General features: G+C 35.7%; 14 protein-coding genes. 7 read left to right on the top strand and 7 right to left on the bottom strand.

The annotated features are described in order from the left end of the window. Positions 1-67: 67 nt before the first annotated feature. Complete coding sequence (locus BM296_RS08105; protein ID WP_091902591.1) at positions 68-850, top strand: NIPSNAP family protein; 783 nt, start codon at positions 68-70, stop codon at positions 848-850. Here the strand turns inward: BM296_RS08105 and BM296_RS08100 are convergent. The 3 genes from BM296_RS08100 to BM296_RS08090 all read right to left on the bottom strand — a co-directional run bounded on the left by BM296_RS08100 (position 847) and on the right by BM296_RS08090 (position 6,867). Further along, positions 847-1,827 (bottom strand): OmpA family protein, encoded by a 981-nt coding sequence (locus tag BM296_RS08100; protein ID WP_245786982.1) that lies wholly within the window; start codon positions 1,825-1,827, stop codon positions 847-849. The genes BM296_RS08105 and BM296_RS08100 overlap by 4 nt on opposite strands. A gap of 241 nt (positions 1,828-2,068) precedes the next feature. Further along, complete coding sequence (locus BM296_RS08095; RefSeq protein ID WP_091902589.1) at positions 2,069-3,820, bottom strand: TonB-dependent receptor; 1,752 nt, start codon at positions 3,818-3,820, stop codon at positions 2,069-2,071. A gap of 29 nt (positions 3,821-3,849) precedes the next feature. Beyond that, on the bottom strand, positions 3,850-6,867 hold the full coding sequence (locus BM296_RS08090; RefSeq protein WP_091902588.1) for a tetratricopeptide repeat protein: 3,018 nt from the start codon (positions 6,865-6,867) through the stop codon (positions 3,850-3,852). 155 nt (positions 6,868-7,022) lie between these two features. Between BM296_RS08090 and BM296_RS08085 the strand changes: the two genes are divergently transcribed. The 5 genes from BM296_RS08085 to BM296_RS08065 all read left to right on the top strand — a co-directional run bounded on the left by BM296_RS08085 (position 7,023) and on the right by BM296_RS08065 (position 12,223). After that, a complete protein-coding gene (locus BM296_RS08085; protein ID WP_027064689.1) occupies positions 7,023-7,706 on the top strand; it encodes a cell division ATP-binding protein FtsE in 684 nt (227 codons plus the stop codon). Positions 7,707-7,765: 59 nt separating this feature from the next. Further along, positions 7,766-8,194 (top strand): hypothetical protein, encoded by a 429-nt coding sequence (locus tag BM296_RS08080; RefSeq protein ID WP_091902587.1) that lies wholly within the window; start codon positions 7,766-7,768, stop codon positions 8,192-8,194. After that, positions 8,191-8,544 (top strand): hypothetical protein, encoded by a 354-nt coding sequence (locus tag BM296_RS08075; RefSeq protein WP_091902586.1) that lies wholly within the window; start codon positions 8,191-8,193, stop codon positions 8,542-8,544. Before BM296_RS08080 ends, BM296_RS08075 begins: the two co-directional genes overlap by 4 nt. Before the next feature lie 189 nt (positions 8,545-8,733). Further along, on the top strand, positions 8,734-9,543 hold the full coding sequence (locus BM296_RS08070) for an amidohydrolase family protein (RefSeq protein WP_091902585.1): 810 nt from the start codon (positions 8,734-8,736) through the stop codon (positions 9,541-9,543). 52 nt (positions 9,544-9,595) lie between these two features. After that, positions 9,596-12,223: an MGH1-like glycoside hydrolase domain-containing protein gene (locus tag BM296_RS08065; protein WP_091902584.1), complete on the top strand. Its 2,628-nt coding sequence runs from the start codon at positions 9,596-9,598 to the stop codon at positions 12,221-12,223. Between the two features lie 6 nt (positions 12,224-12,229). Here BM296_RS08065 and nhaD read toward each other — a convergent pair whose 3' ends face one another. The 4 genes from nhaD to BM296_RS08045 are packed head-to-tail and all read right to left on the bottom strand — an operon-like array spanning position 12,230 to position 16,751. Continuing rightward, positions 12,230-13,534 (bottom strand): sodium:proton antiporter NhaD, encoded by a 1,305-nt coding sequence (gene nhaD / locus BM296_RS08060; protein ID WP_091902583.1) that lies wholly within the window; start codon positions 13,532-13,534, stop codon positions 12,230-12,232. 9 nt (positions 13,535-13,543) lie between these two features. Further along, positions 13,544-14,611, bottom strand: coding sequence for a mandelate racemase/muconate lactonizing enzyme family protein (locus BM296_RS08055; RefSeq protein WP_027064694.1), 1,068 nt, complete (start codon positions 14,609-14,611; stop codon positions 13,544-13,546). Continuing rightward, positions 14,608-15,681 (bottom strand): N-acetyltransferase DgcN family protein, encoded by a 1,074-nt coding sequence (locus BM296_RS08050; RefSeq protein ID WP_091902582.1) that lies wholly within the window; start codon positions 15,679-15,681, stop codon positions 14,608-14,610. Before BM296_RS08050 ends, BM296_RS08055 begins: the two co-directional genes overlap by 4 nt. 8 nt (positions 15,682-15,689) lie before the next feature. Then, positions 15,690-16,751 carry a pyridoxal-phosphate dependent enzyme gene (locus tag BM296_RS08045; protein ID WP_027064696.1) on the bottom strand — a complete coding sequence of 354 codons (1,062 nt, stop codon included), beginning with the start codon at positions 16,749-16,751 and terminating at the stop codon, positions 15,690-15,692. A gap of 267 nt (positions 16,752-17,018) precedes the next feature. On the opposite strand from BM296_RS08045, the gene BM296_RS08040 reads away from it, so the two are divergent. Continuing rightward, positions 17,019-17,924 (top strand): serine hydrolase, encoded by a 906-nt coding sequence (locus BM296_RS08040; protein WP_091902581.1) that lies wholly within the window; start codon positions 17,019-17,021, stop codon positions 17,922-17,924.

Below are 17,924 nucleotides of genomic sequence, written 5' to 3'. Positions count from 1 at the left end.
AAAATACATCATAGGCATCATTTTTTTTATGATTAACTTTCTAATTCTAAAACAAACTCACAACTTCATGAAGAATACATTTCGGTTACCATTGCTTACACTTTTGATTATGGTTATCTCATCAATTTCTGGTTATGCTCAAGAAAAAGAGTACTACGAACTAAAAACCTATACCATTAAAAATGACGACCAAGAAAAAATGGTCGACAATTACTTAGAACATGCGTATTTACCTGCTTTAAAAAGAATGGGTATTAAACCTGTAGGCGTCTTTAAGGTTAGACCTGATAAGTTTAAGGTAAGTGACAAAATTTATGTACTGATTCCGTTTCAATCATTAGCCGAGTTTGACAAATTGGAGTCGATGCTTGCAGTAGACAAAACACATTTATCTGCAGGTGCTGAATACATAAATGCTACACATGACAAAAAACCATATGAAAGAATAAGCTCGATACTATTGAGAGCTTTTCCTGATATGCCAAAAATGAAGCCTAGTAAGGTTGAGGGCAAACGTGTTGATAGGGTTTACGAGTTACGAAGCTATGAAGGCCCAACAGAAGCCATGTACAATAGAAAAGTTAATATGTTTAATGAAGGCGGTGAAGTTGAACTTTTTGAAAGCCTAGGCTTCAATGCCGTTTTTTATGCAGATGTTATCTCTGGCGACAAAATGCCTAACCTAATGTATATGACCACTTTTACCAACATGGAAAAGAGAGATGCACTTTGGAAAGACTTTGGGTCTTCTGATAAATGGAAAGAAATTTCAGTAATCGACAAATACCAAAACACGGTTAGCCATGCAGATATTTATCTTTTGTACCCTACTGAATATTCAGATTACTAATCTTTTTTACTAAGAACAAATTCTACACGCCGGTTGAGAAATCTACCGGCTTCAGTATTATTAGTAAAAATGGGTTTTAGGCTACCATGCCCTTCTGTAGTGATTCTTTTTTCAGGGATTCCATTTTTACTTAAATAAGCTACTATTTCAGAAGCTCGTTTTATGGATAATTTTTGATTAAAAACATCAGTGCCTTTATTATCCGTATGACCTATAATCTTAATATTAATATCTGTATTTGACTTCAAGTAAGACAATAGCGACTCCATTTCTTGTTGGTGGTTTCCTCTAATTTTAGATTTATTGAAATTAAAGTAGATATCTTTAAAAACATGAATACTATCTAGTTGATATTCTCTATCATTGGAGACTATTACATTTTCATTTTTTGAATTAACATTCTTTACTGAGACCATATCAAGATAGTAGTAAGACCCTTTGGTAATTTTTCTTTTTGTTTGATATTTCTGTGTCCGTTTATTATTCTTGAAATTACCGATAATCATATAATTTTCAGTTCCGGTAGCCTCATATTCTGTAGTTAGCTTAACCCATTTTATTTCATCGGAATAATACTTTGAATATGTGATTTCAAGTTCTTCGGATATATCTCCTTGTAGTTTAGAAAAATGCAAGCCAGACAATACTTTACTCGTCTCTACGGAAACAGGAAGCTCGGTAAACCGTATACCAAATTCCTTTACTGCAAAATCTGAACGTTCTGCCAGGCTTACATAAAATGAGATATTATATTGTTCCCCCTTCTTTAAAGTAGAACTCATTTGTGCTTCTATATACTCGCGATAATCGTTTGGGGCATACATATAAAACCCAACATAGCCAACTCCAAAATTAGCTGGTTGCTGGCCATTGAAATTCTCGGGAGTACCCATGACTTTACTACAACCATTAAAATAATCTGTAGAACCAAGTGTAGGCATATTCCAATCTTCAACATCCTTTTCTAGATTCCCCAATTTAACAGGGCAATTTATATACCTTTCAAAACTAGGATTTAGAACCAGGTTTTGTGCAACCCCAAAGAAAGGCATAACAAACAGTAGCGATAGTAAAAGTTTTATATGTTGAGTTTTAGCTAACATGAGTATGGTACAGATTCCCTAAAGTACAGAAATCCTATAAAATTAAGATTAGACATATCAAAAAGCCCTTCTAAATAAATAGAAGGGCTTTTTGAAATATAAATTTTATAAGATTCTAGAAATCGAACTTATACGTTGCTCCTCCCAAAACCTGAATACCTTGAACTTGAAAATTAGCCCAACGTTGGTAATCATTATTAGATAGGTTTGCCCCTTTTATAAAGAAAGACCATTGATCTGTATAGCGATAGCCAATATGCGCATTTGCATCGAAAAAGCCGTCTAAAGTAATTTGTGTAGCAGGAAAATCGCTAGGCAGTGCATTCTGAATTACGTTTGATGAAAAATCATCACGTTCGCCAACATAAAATAAATTAGCTCCCGCATACCATTTTTCTCCAATCTGATAATCCATAAAAAGAGATGCTTTTAAGTTTGGCAAGTTCCAAGCTGGGTTTCCCGTTTCTGTATTATAGTCATAAACCTCAGCATTAACACCCAAAGTGAAATTACGGTTTACGTCAACATTCAATTCCCCAAATATGCCCAATGTCTTTATATCATCATAAAACAGATCAAATGAATTTCCGTAATAATACCCTTTCTCATCAGACCTAAAATCGTTTCTAGGGTTTAAAACATATAATGGTTTGTTATTTTCTGCCGAATAAGACCCTTTAACGTTATAACTTAAATTTGGCAATAATTGCCCCTTAAAGCCGACATAGGCATTATACTGACTATCTGTTGGAGCAACGGTTAGCGTTGGAGAAACAAACGGATTGCCTTCCACAAAATCATAATAAGAATTCTGCTTCAACTCACCCGTAACACCACCATAAGCAATAACAGATTCATCTAACAAACGATATGATGCGGTTACCGCAGGATAGATATAGAAGTTACTTTCGCTATTCTCTAAATCCATTCCGTATACTAAATTCACTCCCAAGTTCAATGATAGGTCATCACGTAACATTTTTAAAGACGGATTAACACCTACTTGTAAATTTCCATAAGAAATTCCATTGTCATTAGTAGTACTGCTAACATCTGCGTTCTCAAAAGTACCGCCCACATAATCAACTTTTACCTTGGCATTGAATACCTCGTCGTTTACAGGAAACTCAAAACCTGTATTAAAGATAGCCCTGTTTTCTCCAGAACTTACAGCATTAAAAAATCTACGGTAAGTTAAGTCCGCTCTTTTAAAATAAGCATCTTCTACATTGATGTGACCACTTGCCTCACCCATAAAATAGTTCTGACGTTCGTCTATACTATTAATAACTGTTTCACTGAACACGCCTGGCTCTATACCGTACCAATTATATAATTGATGTTGTAGCCCAATTGCCGCTCCCCAATCTAAATCGCGGTCGCGTTTTGCATATGATGCATCTAATCTGGTATCATAAAAAGTATCATTCAACTCAACACCATCAATTCCACCTCGTGAGGATAAATGATTGAAACCAATATCAAAATTTTCATCTCTATTAATGGTTCTACTGGTATAAAATTCACCCAATACATTACCATATAAGCCTGCTCCTAAAGAAGCATACGAATTATATAGTACTGGCGGCGGCAATCTTTCCACTTTAGATGCCGTGCCTTTAGATGGTGTAAACGTAGACGCTACAGGCACTGAAAAAATGCTATAGGTAATCGGTTTTTTCTGTAGTACGATAGAATCGTTCATATTAGGAACCGATTTAATTTTAAAAGCATCTGAAACGGTTGGCGTATATGCTTTGGTAACCGTTACGGTCTCCGTTCCCAAATCCTTTTCCTCCTCTTGAGCAAAAACAACTTGAAAACCAAGCGTTAAAAAAATAAGCGCAAATATATGTTTGTTGTACATAGGTGTTCTTTTACTGGTGTACGTAGTTTTTAATTAGGATCAACTGATGAGTTACTCTTAGCCTCTTTCGACTTTATAATAGCAAGCTCTGCCCTTGCCTCTGATACAATTTCTGGATATTGACTAAAATTTGTAATCACACTTTCAAGAATATAAGTTGCTTGGTAGGCATCATTTAGTGCATAATAATTCTTAGCCATTAACACTAAACCTTTACCACCCCACTCTTTATAAACCGCATAGTCTTTAGCCAGTTTTTGTACGGCGACATTTGAGTTTTCATAAGCACCATCTTTATGCTCAAAATAGGCATCATAGTATAATGCTTCTGCAGCCGTAGCCCCAGATGCAATTTTTAAAACCTCTGCATATGCTGACTTTGCTTTTTGCTCGTCATTGGTAGCAATGGCAGATCTAGCGATCATAATATGTGCATCACTCTTAATTCTATTATCTATACTTGGTGTAGACAATACCTTGTCGGCATACTCTAAAGTCTTTGGATAATTCTTCTCACCATAATAGCCTTTCATTAAGTTAGAGCGTGCAAATGTTCTATTCTGCTGAATATTTGCCTGACTCTCTAATTTCAATAAATATGGCAAAGCAATTTGGTAGTCATCTTTAGAAATATAAACCTCGCAAACACGGGTTAATGCTTGTTCTGCATACTCACTTGTACTTCTATCGGCAACATATTTATAATATGGTAAAGCCGATTCTTTCTCCCCTTTACCAAAGTACAATTGTGCTAGACTAAAGTTGGCGTCAACAGCATGTAATCCAGTTGGGAATTGCTGAATGTAATTTTTATACCCTTTAATAGCAGCATCTACATTACCCTCTAAATTCTGCTTTTGCGCAGCATCAAAAGTGGCGTTGTCTAATTCGGCATCGGTCACCTCAACAAAATCAAGTCCGCGTACCCATTCTGCATATTCGTTTACTTGCCCCATGTCAACATAGACCAATTTTGCAGTAGCTACCGCTTGTATGGCTTCTTGTGTTTTTGGAAAATCACGAACAACAGTTTTAAACTTCGCTAAAGCAGCTTCGTTTCTACTCGCATTATAATTAACCAGACCTTGTCTCATTAATGCTTGTGGCACTAAAGAGCTACCTCTGTATTCACTAATCAATCTATCATAAGCCTCAAGACCTTTGTTCTCTTGCCCTTGCGATACATAGGTGTTACCCAGCTCAAACAAGGCATCATCTTTAAAACTAGATCTCGGGTATTGGTTTACGAACTCCTCTAAATTCTCAATTTTGCTTGCACCTCTATCAACATAACCGTAGCTCATTGCTTTTTGGTAGAAAGCATAATCTTTCTCAGGACCTGTTAATGCAAGTGCTTTGTTATATGTTTCAATAGCTGGCCAGTATTTACTAGTAGCGTAGTAGCTATCTCCCAATCTTAAAAATCCATCATGCAATTTCTCTACCTCTGCATTTCCGTTAGCGGTAAATGCATTGTAATAGGTAATAGCATCGGTATAATCTTTTTGCTTGAAGTATGCATATGCCAAGTTATAATCTACATCGGCATACATTTCTGTATTTTTTGCTGACGGATTATTCTTAAAAGCTAAAAATCCTTTTGCGGCATCATCAAATCTGTTGCTATTATAATCAGCTTCCGCCTTCCAATAATTTGCTCTTGCTTTGAACAACATATCTTCTGCACTGTTTAAAGATTTACCGAAATTCTCTGCTGCAGCATTGTAATCACCTTCCATAAAAAGTTCAATACCTCTATAGTAAGCTACTTTTTGATATACCGCTTTACTAGCATAATTCTTATTCTCTTCTAGCAATTGCATTGCGCCCTCAAAATTCTTTGAAGTAATGTATGAATCTACCAATAAGGTCTGCATTTCTTCTTGATGCTCATCTTTCGGGTAAGTTTTCAAGTAATTAGTTATTACCTGTGGTACCGGCTCATAGGCATTACCCACCTCATAACTCAAACGTGCATAATTTAAAAATGCATCTTTCTGAATCTCGGCACTGTAATCCATTTGAGAAGCATTACGGAAAGCGTTCAATGCTTCTTGCTTTTTATCAAGCTTTAAATAACACTCTGCTAAATGGTAGTAAGCATTCTGTGCAACGCTATTGGTACCGCCAATAATTTTATTGAATTGGGCTATAGCACTCGCATAATCTCCTCCCTTGTAATAAGCATAACCCAGGTAGTAGTAATCGGTATTGCTCCATTTACCACCTTTACCATTATACTCGGTTAAATACGGAATTGCATTTTCGTATTGCTTCAGGTTAAAATAGCTTTCCCCTATAATCTTGTTTAGTTCAGAAACTTCCCTTCTATCAGATTTTGGTATTTGTTTTTTAGCCACGGCAATTGCCTCTTCGAACTTACCAAGTTTAAAATTCATATCTGCCTGGTAATAGCTCAACTTCTCTTCTAAAACATCTTGATCGGTAATTTGATCGAAACGCTGATTTGCCGTTTCGTAATCATCTTCTTGATAAGAGATATACCCCAAGTAATATTTTGCCTGAGACCCATATACCTGAGAAGTAGTTACCTTTTCAAGATACTTTTCTGCCTGTTTTGTCTTACGGGATGAGAATAGCGAATACCCATAGTTGAAATTGAACTTATCCAGCTCACCACGAGACAATGAGTTCTGGTCAACCTTGTCGTACCATTTTAAAGCATAAGGATATTTCCCTGTCTGAAAATAATATTCTGCCACATCTGCAAAAGCAGAATTACGCTTGGTAGACGTAGGATATTTTTCAACAAAATCTTCCATTAATCGATCTGCACCGATCTGGTTTAGGCGTACTGCCGCATTGGCTGCATAATATGCACTATTGGCAGCAGTCTCCTCGTCTTTTGTAGACACTTTGACCTTTTCAAAAATGGTCTGTGCCGCTTGATATTGTTCGTTGTTGTAAAGCGCTAGCGCGTCTTGAAATGCTTTTTGTTCATGGGTGTAAATCTTAGACTCTTGGGCTGTGGTCAATGCGACCAAACCGAGTACCATTGGAATAAAAGCGGTGATTTTTTTAAGCATAGTGTTCTGTTACTATTTAGAAGTACCGTTATCACATGTGATAACGACAAAAATTGTACCTAAGTATGTGCAATACCTATACAAAAGAAAAGATTTTGATTAAGGGTTCTCTAATATCAAATGGAACTTATTACTTTTATATCAACATTTGCGTTATGGAAGAGATTGTTTTAGAACTTAAGGATGCCTCTATTTTTCAAAAAGAGAGCTTGGTGTTGAGCGAAGTGAGCTTAAAAATTGCTAAGGGGGAATTCGTTTACCTCATTGGTAAGACCGGAAGCGGTAAAAGTAGCTTCATGAAAACACTTTATGGCGATTTACCATTGCAAAAAGGTGAAGGTCATGTGGGTGAATTCAACCTTAAAACTTTAAAGGAAAGTGACATTCCTTTTTTACGTAGAAAATTAGGTATTGTTTTTCAAGATTTTAAACTATTACCAGACCGTAATATCAACCAGAATATGTTTTTTGTTCTAAAAGCAACTGGTTGGACGGATAAGGCAAAAATGGATACTCAGGTTTCTAACGTGCTTGAAAAAGTAGGAATGAAAACCAAAGGATTTAAGTTCCCACATGAACTTTCTGGTGGGGAACAACAACGTATTGCTATTGCACGTGCATTATTAAACGACCCAGAATTAATTATTGCCGATGAGCCTACCGGAAACCTTGATCCACAAACCAGTGTAGAGGTTATGAAAGTTTTACAGGAAATCAATAAGTCTGGTAGAACCATATTAATGGCAACACATGACTATGCCTTAATATTAAAATTTCCTTCTAAAACAATTAAGTGTGATGCCAATAAAGTATTTGAGGTAGTGCAAAGGGCGGTTTAGAACTCAATAAAATACAGACCAAAAAAAAATTTTTTAATACTAATTGTAAAATACGAAACATGCTGCAATCTGGTGAAATAGTAAGTTTGATTGCCGATATTTTTACAATTGTGGCTTCTGGAATTGCTATTTATCTTTTTTTATTTCAAAGAAGTAAAATATCCAATGCATTTAATTTATTGCTAAATTATTCTACTCAATTAACATTATCTGAATTGAAATCAAAATTAGATAGGTTAAATCATTTCAATGCAAGTGATTCAACACAAAAAATTGAGGTAATAAATATTCTCCACGAAATCCAAGGTCAAACTACTGGTAATGATTTTTTAAAAGAAAATTTAAAAAATATAATCTTGAAGATTGAAGGTTTTATTGATAAACCAAAATCTCTTAACGAACCTAAAAAAAGGAGTTTAGTCCATGAATTAAGAGAAAGTATCAGGAATTTAGATTTTGATTCATATAATAAAATTATAAAAAAATGAAAATCATACAAGCAATCAATTCTATGATTGAAAATCAAGATAGAATTACAAACGTTATACAAACTGAAGAAGAAATATTTTTTGTTTACAATAATAAATACAAATGGTCTATTCACGAAAGTAATCAAGAGCCAAATGAAATACTCTTATACTTATATCCAGAAAAAGACATTTCAATTGAAGACTTATCGAAAATTGAAGTATGGCCAGATACTAAATTTATAGTTTATAAGGTTTCAGATTTTAAAACCAAGGAAGTATTCGAAAGTTTTAATGAGTTATATCAAATTGTCAAATCAAAAGTATATGGCGTAGACGATTTACTTGATGATATAATTACTGGCAACTGATTAAGATTATAGAAAGTTTTAAATACATGTGTTAATTAAGACATTCATATTTTTCTACGTTTGGTAATTTCAAAAATTATTAATCGATAATATAACCTAACATTTATAAACCACTTATTCTTTATTGTTAGTTATGATTCTGTTTTAAATAAAATTGAATTATGACTCAATTTTATTTAAAAAAATCAAATGATTATAGACGTACATACCCACATCAACAACTATCATGAAGACAGAGTGGTGTCATTAAACGAGAGTTTAGACAAGCTTTCACAAAACATGAAGGATAATAACATTGATTATTCCTTAGTACTTACGTCATATAAAGTCAATGAACATAGACCCAGTACCAAACAAGTAGTAGAGGCAATTAAAGGATATAACAATCTAGGTGTGGTATCAGGCATTAGTTATTTACATTATAACCACAGAGATGTTATTGAGATTAGCGATTACCTTGAAAAAGGATTCATTAAAGGATTAAAATTCTACCCTGGTTACGAGCCATTTTACCCGAATGATATTCGTTTTAAATTAATGTATGAAATGGCAATTGAGTATGATGTACCTGTCATGTTTCACTCTGGTGACACCTACGCCCCTACCGGAAAAATAAAATACTCCCACCCTATTCATATTGATGATTTAGCTGTTGATTATCCAGAATTAAAAATTGTCATTTGCCATGTAGGTAACCCGTGGATCAAAGATTGTATGGAGGTCGTTTATAAAAACAAAAACGTTTACGCAGATATATCCGGATTGGTTTTGGGTGATTTCTCCGATAAGTTTGAACGCTACATGAAAAAGGAAATCGAAGAAATGATTACCTATGCAGGCGACCCAAAATACTTACTTTATGGAACGGACTGGCCCATCTCTAATATGAAATCCTATTTAAAATTTATGGGTCAATTAGATTTGGCCGACGAAAAAAAAGAACTGATTCTTTGGAAAAATGCTGCAGAACTTTTTAAAATTGACACCAGCAAACAATAGTTTATAATATCCTGTACGACCAACATCCTGCAATTACTTAATTAAATTCCGCATGAAGAACCCAGAAAAAGAACGTTTAGCACAACATCAAAAAGAAGAAAAAGACTGGTTAAAATGGGGTCCCTATTTAAGTGAACGTCAATGGGGAACGGTACGGGAAGATTATAGTGCGGGTGGCGATGCTTGGAACTACTTACCGCATGACCATGCTAGAAGTCGCGCTTTTCGTTGGGGAGAAGATGGCATAGCAGGTATTAGCGATCGCTATTGCAATATGTGTTTTAGTATTGCTTTATGGAACGGAAAAGATCCTATTCTTAAAGAACGCCTTTTTGGGTTAACAGGACCGCAAGGAAATCACGGTGAAGATGTAAAGGAGCTATACTACTATTTAGAAAATACTCCGTCGCACTCTTATATGAAGTATTTGTACAAATATTCTCAAAAAGAATATCCATATAATCAATTGATCGAGGAAAATCAAAAGCGCAATCGTAAAGAGCTGGAATTCGAATTATTGGACACGGGTATTTTTGATGACAACACCTATTTCGATGTCAGTACAGAATATGCGAAAGGCAATGAAACCGATATTCTTATTCAAATTACCATTACAAACAGAAATAGCAAACCTGCTCCCATAACCTTATTGCCACAGATGATTATGCGTAATCATTGGTCATTTAAAGAAATGTCTCAGAAACCGGTAATAGCAACCGTTAAAAAAGGCAAAGACACTTCGGTAGTTATAGATCACCCGTACGTGGGTAAATACAATTTCTATTTTCAGCCTGCAGACAAGTTATTATTTACTGAAAACGAAACCAACAGAGAAAGGGTTTATAAAGATGTGAATGATCATCCGTTTAAAAAAGACTTATTCAACATCGCCGTGTGCAATAATGACTATGACCTGGCTACCAAAAATAACTCGGGCACCAAGTTTGCCCCAATGTATCAAAAGATTATAGGAGGTGGTGAATCTGCAACTTTTCAATTGCGATTAACGGAAGAAAATCTGCAAGAACCTTTTGATGATTTTGATGTCATATTTAAGAAAAGACAAAATGAATGCGCTCAATTTTATGAGAACATTGCACCAAAAGCAACCGAAGATAGAAAGGCTATCTTAAAACAAGCATTTGCAGGTTTGCTTTGGACGAAACAATATTATAATTACGAAGTAGAAAAATGGCTGGAAGGGGATTACAAAACCACACCTCCACCAAAAGAAAGGTTAAGCGGGCGTAATAGCCATTGGAAAACTTTACGAAACCACGATATACTTTCCATGCCAGATGCTTGGGAATACCCTTGGTATGCCGCTTGGGATTCTGCTTTTCACTGTGTATCGTTCGCTTCAATAGACCCAGATTTTGCTAAAGAACAATTACTATTGTTCACTAAAGAATGGTATATGTCGCCTAACGGACAAATACCTGCTTACGAATGGAATTTCAGTGATGTGAATCCGCCAGTACAGGCATGGGCAACCTTACAAATTTATGGCACAGATAAATCTATTACCGGTGAACCAGATATCAAGTTCTTAAAGAGAATGTTCAATAAGTTATCGCTGAACTTCAATTGGTGGGTAAACCGTTTAGATAGAAATGACAACAATGTTTTTCAAGGCGGGTTCTTAGGTCTTGATAATATTGGAGTATTTGATCGTAGCCATGGTGTACCCGGTGGTGGTTCATTAGATCAAGTAGATGGTACTGCATGGATGGCGATGTATAGCTTGAATATGCTAGAAATAAGTTTGCGAATCGCAGAACATGATGATTCTTATGAAGATATGGCAACCAAATATTTTGGGCATTTTGTATTCATAGCGGAAGCTCTGAATAAAATGGATACCGATAAAGCCAATACCTGGGACGATGTTGAAGGGTTCTTCTATGATCGCTTAACCTTACCAGATGGGCAATCTACCACTATAAAAGTACGATCAATTGCCGGTATGTTGTCATTAGCCGCAGTACTAACTATTAAAAAAAGCGTTCTAGATAAGTTCCCGAAATTTAAAGCAAGTGTTCTTTGGTTTAAAAAATACCGTGCAGAGAATTTAAAATACGAGGTTATACAGCAGTATGAAGAAAATGGTGATTTACTTTTATCGTTAGTTCCAAAAGACCGAATGCAAAAATTGGTAACCGCACTTTTAGACGAGAAAGAATTCTTGAGTGAATACGGCATAAGATCTTTATCTAAGGTGCACGAAAAGGCATATCAAATTCATATAGATGGTATAGACTACTCTATTGACTATGAACCAGCGGAATCTACCGTTTCCCTATTTGGAGGCAATTCTAACTGGCGTGGTCCTATTTGGATGCCTATGAATTACTTATTCATTCAGGCACTTCGCGAATACCAATGGTATGATGGTAATGATTTTCTTTTTGAATACCCAACGGGAAGCTCAAAATTGCTCAACCTAAAACAGGTGAGTGATGAGTTGAGCAAACGACTCATTCATATGTTCGAGAAAGATGCCGATGGCAACCGCGCCATTAACAAGAACTATGAGAAATACTACCAAGACCCTAATTTTAAAGACTTGATATTATTTTACGAGTATTTTCATGGAGAAAACGGTCGTGGTCTAGGGGCTTCTCACCAAACAGGCTGGACAGCTTTAGTTGCCAATCTTATTGAGCAATTAGAAGATTAGTAATATTTAATTGATCAACATAAAAGTGAGTATACCTGCTACATAGCCAATAAAAGCCAGTAAAGAAATATTTTTTAGGTACCACATAAAATCAATTTTCAAGATGCCCATAATGGCAACCCCTGCAGCTGAACCTATAATAAGAATACTACCACCTGTACCTGCGCAATAAGCAAGTAATTCCCAGAAATCAGCATCTGGCGGATAGGTTTCTAAACTATACATTCCCATTGTACCCGCAACAAGTGGTACGTTATCTACTATCGAAGATAACACCCCAATGATGAAGTTAACTGCATAAATGCTATCAAAATTAGCATCTAACAAGCGAGACATATCACCTAAATGTCCAGCAGATTGTAATGCACCAACTGCTACCAATATCCCCAAAAAGAATAAGATACTGGGCGTATCAATTCTTCTCAACACATTAGAAATTGCCAAGGTTTTCTTTTCTTCAATAGTTTTATTTCTATGAATTATTTCTGTAGTTATCCAAACAACACTTAAACCTAAAAGTATTCCCATAAATGGCGGTAGGTGGGTAATGGTCTTAAAGATTGGTACAAATAAAAGTGCGCCTATACCAATAGCAAAAACCAAGTTTTTCTCAAAACTACTTACTTGATATCCATGAGAATCTAAAATATAATGTTCCGTTGGTTTGGTAATATGCCCTTTAAAACGAAAAGATATTATGGCCAATGGCACCAATAAACAAACCAAACTTGGCAAGAAAATTTCCTTAATAATATGCATAGCCGTTACCTGACCACCTATCCAAAGCATAATGGTTGTTACATCGCCAATTGGTGACCACGCACCACCTGCGTTTGCGGCAATAATAAGAAGCCCTGCAAACATCCAAAGGTCCTTTTTGTCGTGTATTAACTTTCTTAGTAAAGCAGACATTACAATAGCTGTAGTTAAGTTATCTAAAGCTGCAGATAGAAAGAAGGTCAATAAACACAGAATCCATAATAACTTTACACGATTGGTTGTGGTAATCTTATCTGTAATTACCGAAAAGCCTTCATGAGCATCGATAATTTCAACAATGGTCATGGCACCAAGTAAGAAAAATAAAATCTCTGAAATCTCCCCTAAATTCTCACGGAGACTCTCTGTTACAAAATGAATAGATTCGTCTCCTGAAATATTTACAAGAAAAGAATCTCTCCCAATTATAAAAATCACCCAACATAGCGTACCGGTAAGTAATGCTGTGGCGGCTTTATCAATTTTAATCGTGTGTTCTAATGCTATAAAAAGATACCCAACGATAAATACGGCAAGTAAAGTTAAATACATGGAAAATGATTAAATGTTAGCTTCAGAAAAACCCAACCCGTGTTTTTCGGTGGGATATAAAATTCCTTTTTCCAATCTAAAAATAGAATGATATGGGTCATCTATAATATCTAAATGTCCGTCAAGATCAGCATACACAATATTAGGTCTTGACAAGGCAAAATGTAGCCCTGCAGCAATACCTAATCCGCATTCATCTATACAGCCCACCATGGCATCTAATTTAGCGGCTTTAGCAACGGAATTGATATGCATACCAACCCAGATACCGCCCACTTTTTGCAATTTAATATTGACCATATCCACACGCTCATTCTGTGCTAAACGAAATGCATCAGTCAATGTTTTTAAGCTTTCATCTGCCATAACAGGAATACTGACCTGGTCGGTTACTTCACCTAATCTTTCTTCTGATTCGACTTTTGTTGGCTGTTCAAAAATTTCTATACCAATGGCTGCCGTAGCTTTTACAAAATCTACAGATTCTTTCACAGAATACCCTTGGTTTCCATCAAACCTTAATTCGATGTTAGGGTATTTCTCATGAATAGATCTCATTTTAGCAATATCCTCTTCTAAATTAGACCCGCCTTTTATTTTAAGAATTGTAAAACCTTGTTTTATAAATTCACTAGCATAAGATAAGGTTTCGTCCAAGCCCATAATACCAATGGTAATACTAGTAGCTATGTGATTACGAAATCCGCCTAAAAACTTATATAAAGGCACCTCGGCTTTTTTCGACATAATATCGAACAATGCCAAATCTACCATAGCCAAAGCCGATGACCTTTTGCCCAATAATTCCTTCAGCTCTAATAATAGCAGTGCATAAGTAAATGGGTCTTTTCCTTGTAAATAAGGAATAATGATATTTTTAATAGCATAAGTTACATCACTGGGCGATTCATTAGTAACCACAGGATCTGGTGCTGCACAACCGTAACCAACTATTTTTCCATCAGTTTCAACCTTTAGAATAAAATTGCTGGTACGATCAATAGTTTCATACGCAATGGTATAAGGGTCAGATAATTTAAGATCTAAACGCTCAAAAGAAATATTGGTTATTCTCATTTCAACTTTGCCATCAGAAGTGAAATTAAATCTTCAGCTCCGTACTCTAAAACATCAAAAGCAGGTAATTTAGTTTCTATTGTTATTGCTTTACAAACATCTAGAATTTCCTCTTTCTTCATGTCTTCGTGGTTAACGGTAATCGCAATTACCTCTTTACCGGAAATAACCTGAATTGCCCTTATTTGCTCCTCTAAAGAATGTAATTTATACCCTGGAAATCCGTCATACTCTACTCTTTTTGGTGCGTGTTGCAGAATTACATAATCTGGTCTGCCAGCAGCTAGAATTTCAAATCCACCAGGATAGGCTGGGTTCATTAAACTACCTTGACCTTCAATAACGATAACATCTGGATCTTCATTTTTCCATGCACTTACCACAGCATGCTCAATTTCGCCAGATACAAAATCATTGATACAGCTATCCATAACCATGCTGTATTTAGCACCTTGCATCCATCCTGTTTGACCTGTTCCGATCATTTCAGCCTTTTTACCGGCATTACGAAACGCATGTACCAATATCCAAGCAGTGGTACGTTTACCCAACGCTGAATCTGTACCAAGAACTGCTAATTTTAGGCAATTGACTTTTTCAATATCGCCTGTAAAAAAATGTAATTGGTCACGATCCGGAGTCTTTCTAACATCTCTGATCTTCACATTCTTTTCTTTTGCCAATGCAACCAGTTCTTGGTCATTAGTTAGAAAATCATGCAGACCACTATCCACATTCCAACCTTGTTGCAATGCAGCCTTAATAGTCGATTTAGCCTCTTTTGGCAATTTACCACCATCTGGTGCCAAACCAATTACTAAGTAACTTGGCAGATTATTACTTGCGGTCAAAGTAGCAATTGCAGCCTCTAAATCTCTAAAAACCGGAATTCCATTAGGTCTACCATCCAAAACCTCACCAGCATCTCTACCACCATATTTTTCGTCTAATACCCCAACCACCTCATAACGCTCGGTAAAACGAACCAAACCATGTGCTGTTTTACCATTAGGAGTATTAAATGCTCCCTCACAATATACCAGTGCTTTACCGTCAATAACTTTTTTCATCTATCTATTTAATTTTTTGCAGTGAGCACCGCCACAAAACGATCGGGCTCAAAATTCATTTTTTCATCTAATTCAAGAAGTCCGATCAAACCAGCTGTGGAAGCTGGTAAAATTCTAAATCCTTCCTTTTTATGTAAAAGAGAAGTCATCTCCTTTAATTTTTTGTCACTAATATTAAAAGCTTCTCCTTCAGATTCTTGCAAAGCATATAAAGCCTCTTCGCCATCGAAACTATGCCAGTTGATCAATGGCTCGTTATATTTCGTTTCTTTAATAGCAGCCGGATTCAAATCTTTACAATGATCCAACCCTTGAAGATATGATTCTACAATTGGATTTTTATGAGATGAAGATGCCGCAATCATTTTAGGTATACGAGATGTTTTCCCTCTTTTATACAAATTCACAAATCCTCTATAAATACCTGCAAATAAAGTTCCATTAGAAACAGGTACCGCACAATATTTGGGTGCATCGCCCAAATCTTCAAAAATTTCTTGTGCAATTTGTGCGTAAGCAGAAATTTGAAGCGGAGTGTTGGCTCCACCAGGGTTAGCATCATACCAACCATGTTCTGCCGCTAATTTTGAACTTTCCGTAACTACATCTTCATAGCTACCAGGAATACGGATAATCTCTGCATTCAATGCTTCCATTTCCACTATGCGATCGGTATGGTAACTTTCTGGAATGTAAATTTTACAAGCAATACCCGCTAAATCTGATGCCAGTGCCATAGCAACCCCGTAATTACCACAAGTAGCCAAGCTTACTACGGTAAATTCCCTACGCAATGCATCATATAATTGTGCAAAAGCAATACGGTCTTTTTGAGTACCTGTAGGGTTATCACCTTCATACTTTAGGTATAATTGGCGAACATTAAACTCACGTTCTAAGGTTTTAGCCCTGTGCAAACCTGTATCACCAACTTCTAAACTTATAATATCTTCAAAGCACTCTAAACGGTCAACTAAAGATTTATTAGAATCCTTAACCATATCGCTAAGTCTACGTGCCTCTGTAGACACTTTATTCTCAGCCGTTTTTACACCATCTTTAAGATTCATAAGTTTGCATATATACCATTATTTAAGATACAGTTATTTAATTGAATGTCAATATAAATTTTTAACCCATTTACTCTTTAAAAAAAGGGACGCATAGGTACTATATAATCTATAATTATTTAAAAATTTAACATAAGAATTTAAGGTATATAGAACAATACAGTGCAATTGCGGGATTTTTTAATTTTCCAATAAATACAAAAATTAACATATGGCAAATCAGTCCATTACCTAATTTTGACTACATTTTTAAATATGCTAAAATCAATGAAATCATCTGTAGTCTTTTTCCTTTTTTCCTTTATGTTCTGTGTAACAGTAAATGCACAAAATGAGCTACCAATTAAAATAGATAATTCTAAGATCAAACCTTTACAAAAATTGCTAGATAGCTCTTTGCAAACGAACTTAAGAGAAGAACTGGCATCGCACCCAGAATGGAACGATCTCATTATACAAAAGAAAATGGCGGTGGGTCTAGTTGATTTGAGCAACCCAGAACAAGTACGCTTTGCCCGTGTGAACGGAAACCATATGATGTATGCGGCAAGCCTGCCTAAAATAGCTATTCTCTTAGCTGCTATGGATGCTATTGAAAAAGGAGAAATTAAAGAAACAGCGGAGGTTAAAAAAGATATGCGCTTAATGATTAGCAAATCTGACAATGCCGCGTCTACTAGAATGATCGATCGTGTTGGTTACGAAAAACTTGAAGCGGTTATGACGGACCCAAAATATGCTTTCTATGATGAACAAAAAGGAGGCGGACTCTGGGTTGGAAAGCGCTATGGTAGTGGTGGGGACACCAATCGCGAACCATTAAAAAATTTGAGTCACGCTGCATCAGTTACGCAAGTTTGCAGATACTATTATTTATTGGCGAACGGAAAATTGGTAAATCAAAAAAGGTCTAAGCAGATGTTAGATATTATGGAAGACCCAGAGTTACACCATAAATTTGTAAACACCTTAGATAAAATTGCACCAAACGCTAGATTGTTCAGAAAATCGGGTTCATGGCGTACCTACCATTCCGATTCTATTTTGGTTTGGGGAGAAGACAACAATAGAAGGTATATTTTGGTTGCTTTAATAGATGATGCCAATGGCGAACAAATTATTAGAGATTTAGTGAAGCCAATTGAGAAAGTGTTAAAAAAGCCTGTACTTTAG

This window comes from Maribacter stanieri, from assembly GCF_900112245.1.
Lineage (GTDB): Bacteria > Bacteroidota > Bacteroidia > Flavobacteriales > Flavobacteriaceae > Maribacter > Maribacter stanieri.
The sequence above is the reverse complement of the archived record's forward strand: the minus strand, read 5'-3'. Positions and strand labels throughout refer to the sequence as shown.

Excerpts from the sequence above, each read along its gene's own strand:
- BM296_RS08065 (WP_091902584.1), top strand. The coding sequence starts at position 9,596 with ATGAAGAACCCAGAAAAAGAACGTTTAGCACAACATCAAAAAGAAGAA.
- BM296_RS08080 (WP_091902587.1), top strand. The coding sequence starts at position 7,766 with ATGCTGCAATCTGGTGAAATAGTAAGTTTGATTGCCGATATTTTTACA.
- BM296_RS08070 (WP_091902585.1), top strand. The coding sequence starts at position 8,734 with ATGATTATAGACGTACATACCCACATCAACAACTATCATGAAGACAGA.
- BM296_RS08095 (WP_091902589.1), bottom strand. The coding sequence starts at position 3,820 with ATGTACAACAAACATATATTTGCGCTTATTTTTTTAACGCTTGGTTTT.
- nhaD (WP_091902583.1), bottom strand. The coding sequence starts at position 13,534 with ATGTATTTAACTTTACTTGCCGTATTTATCGTTGGGTATCTTTTTATA.
- BM296_RS08055 (WP_027064694.1), bottom strand. The coding sequence starts at position 14,611 with ATGAGAATAACCAATATTTCTTTTGAGCGTTTAGATCTTAAATTATCT.
- BM296_RS08045 (WP_027064696.1), bottom strand. The coding sequence starts at position 16,751 with ATGAATCTTAAAGATGGTGTAAAAACGGCTGAGAATAAAGTGTCTACA.
- BM296_RS08075 (WP_091902586.1), top strand. The coding sequence starts at position 8,191 with ATGAAAATCATACAAGCAATCAATTCTATGATTGAAAATCAAGATAGA.
- BM296_RS08085 (WP_027064689.1), top strand. The coding sequence starts at position 7,023 with ATGGAAGAGATTGTTTTAGAACTTAAGGATGCCTCTATTTTTCAAAAA.
- BM296_RS08090 (WP_091902588.1), bottom strand. The coding sequence starts at position 6,867 with ATGCTTAAAAAAATCACCGCTTTTATTCCAATGGTACTCGGTTTGGTC.
- BM296_RS08105 (WP_091902591.1), top strand. The coding sequence starts at position 68 with ATGAAGAATACATTTCGGTTACCATTGCTTACACTTTTGATTATGGTT.
- BM296_RS08040 (WP_091902581.1), top strand. The coding sequence starts at position 17,019 with ATGAAATCATCTGTAGTCTTTTTCCTTTTTTCCTTTATGTTCTGTGTA.
- BM296_RS08050 (WP_091902582.1), bottom strand. The coding sequence starts at position 15,681 with ATGAAAAAAGTTATTGACGGTAAAGCACTGGTATATTGTGAGGGAGCA.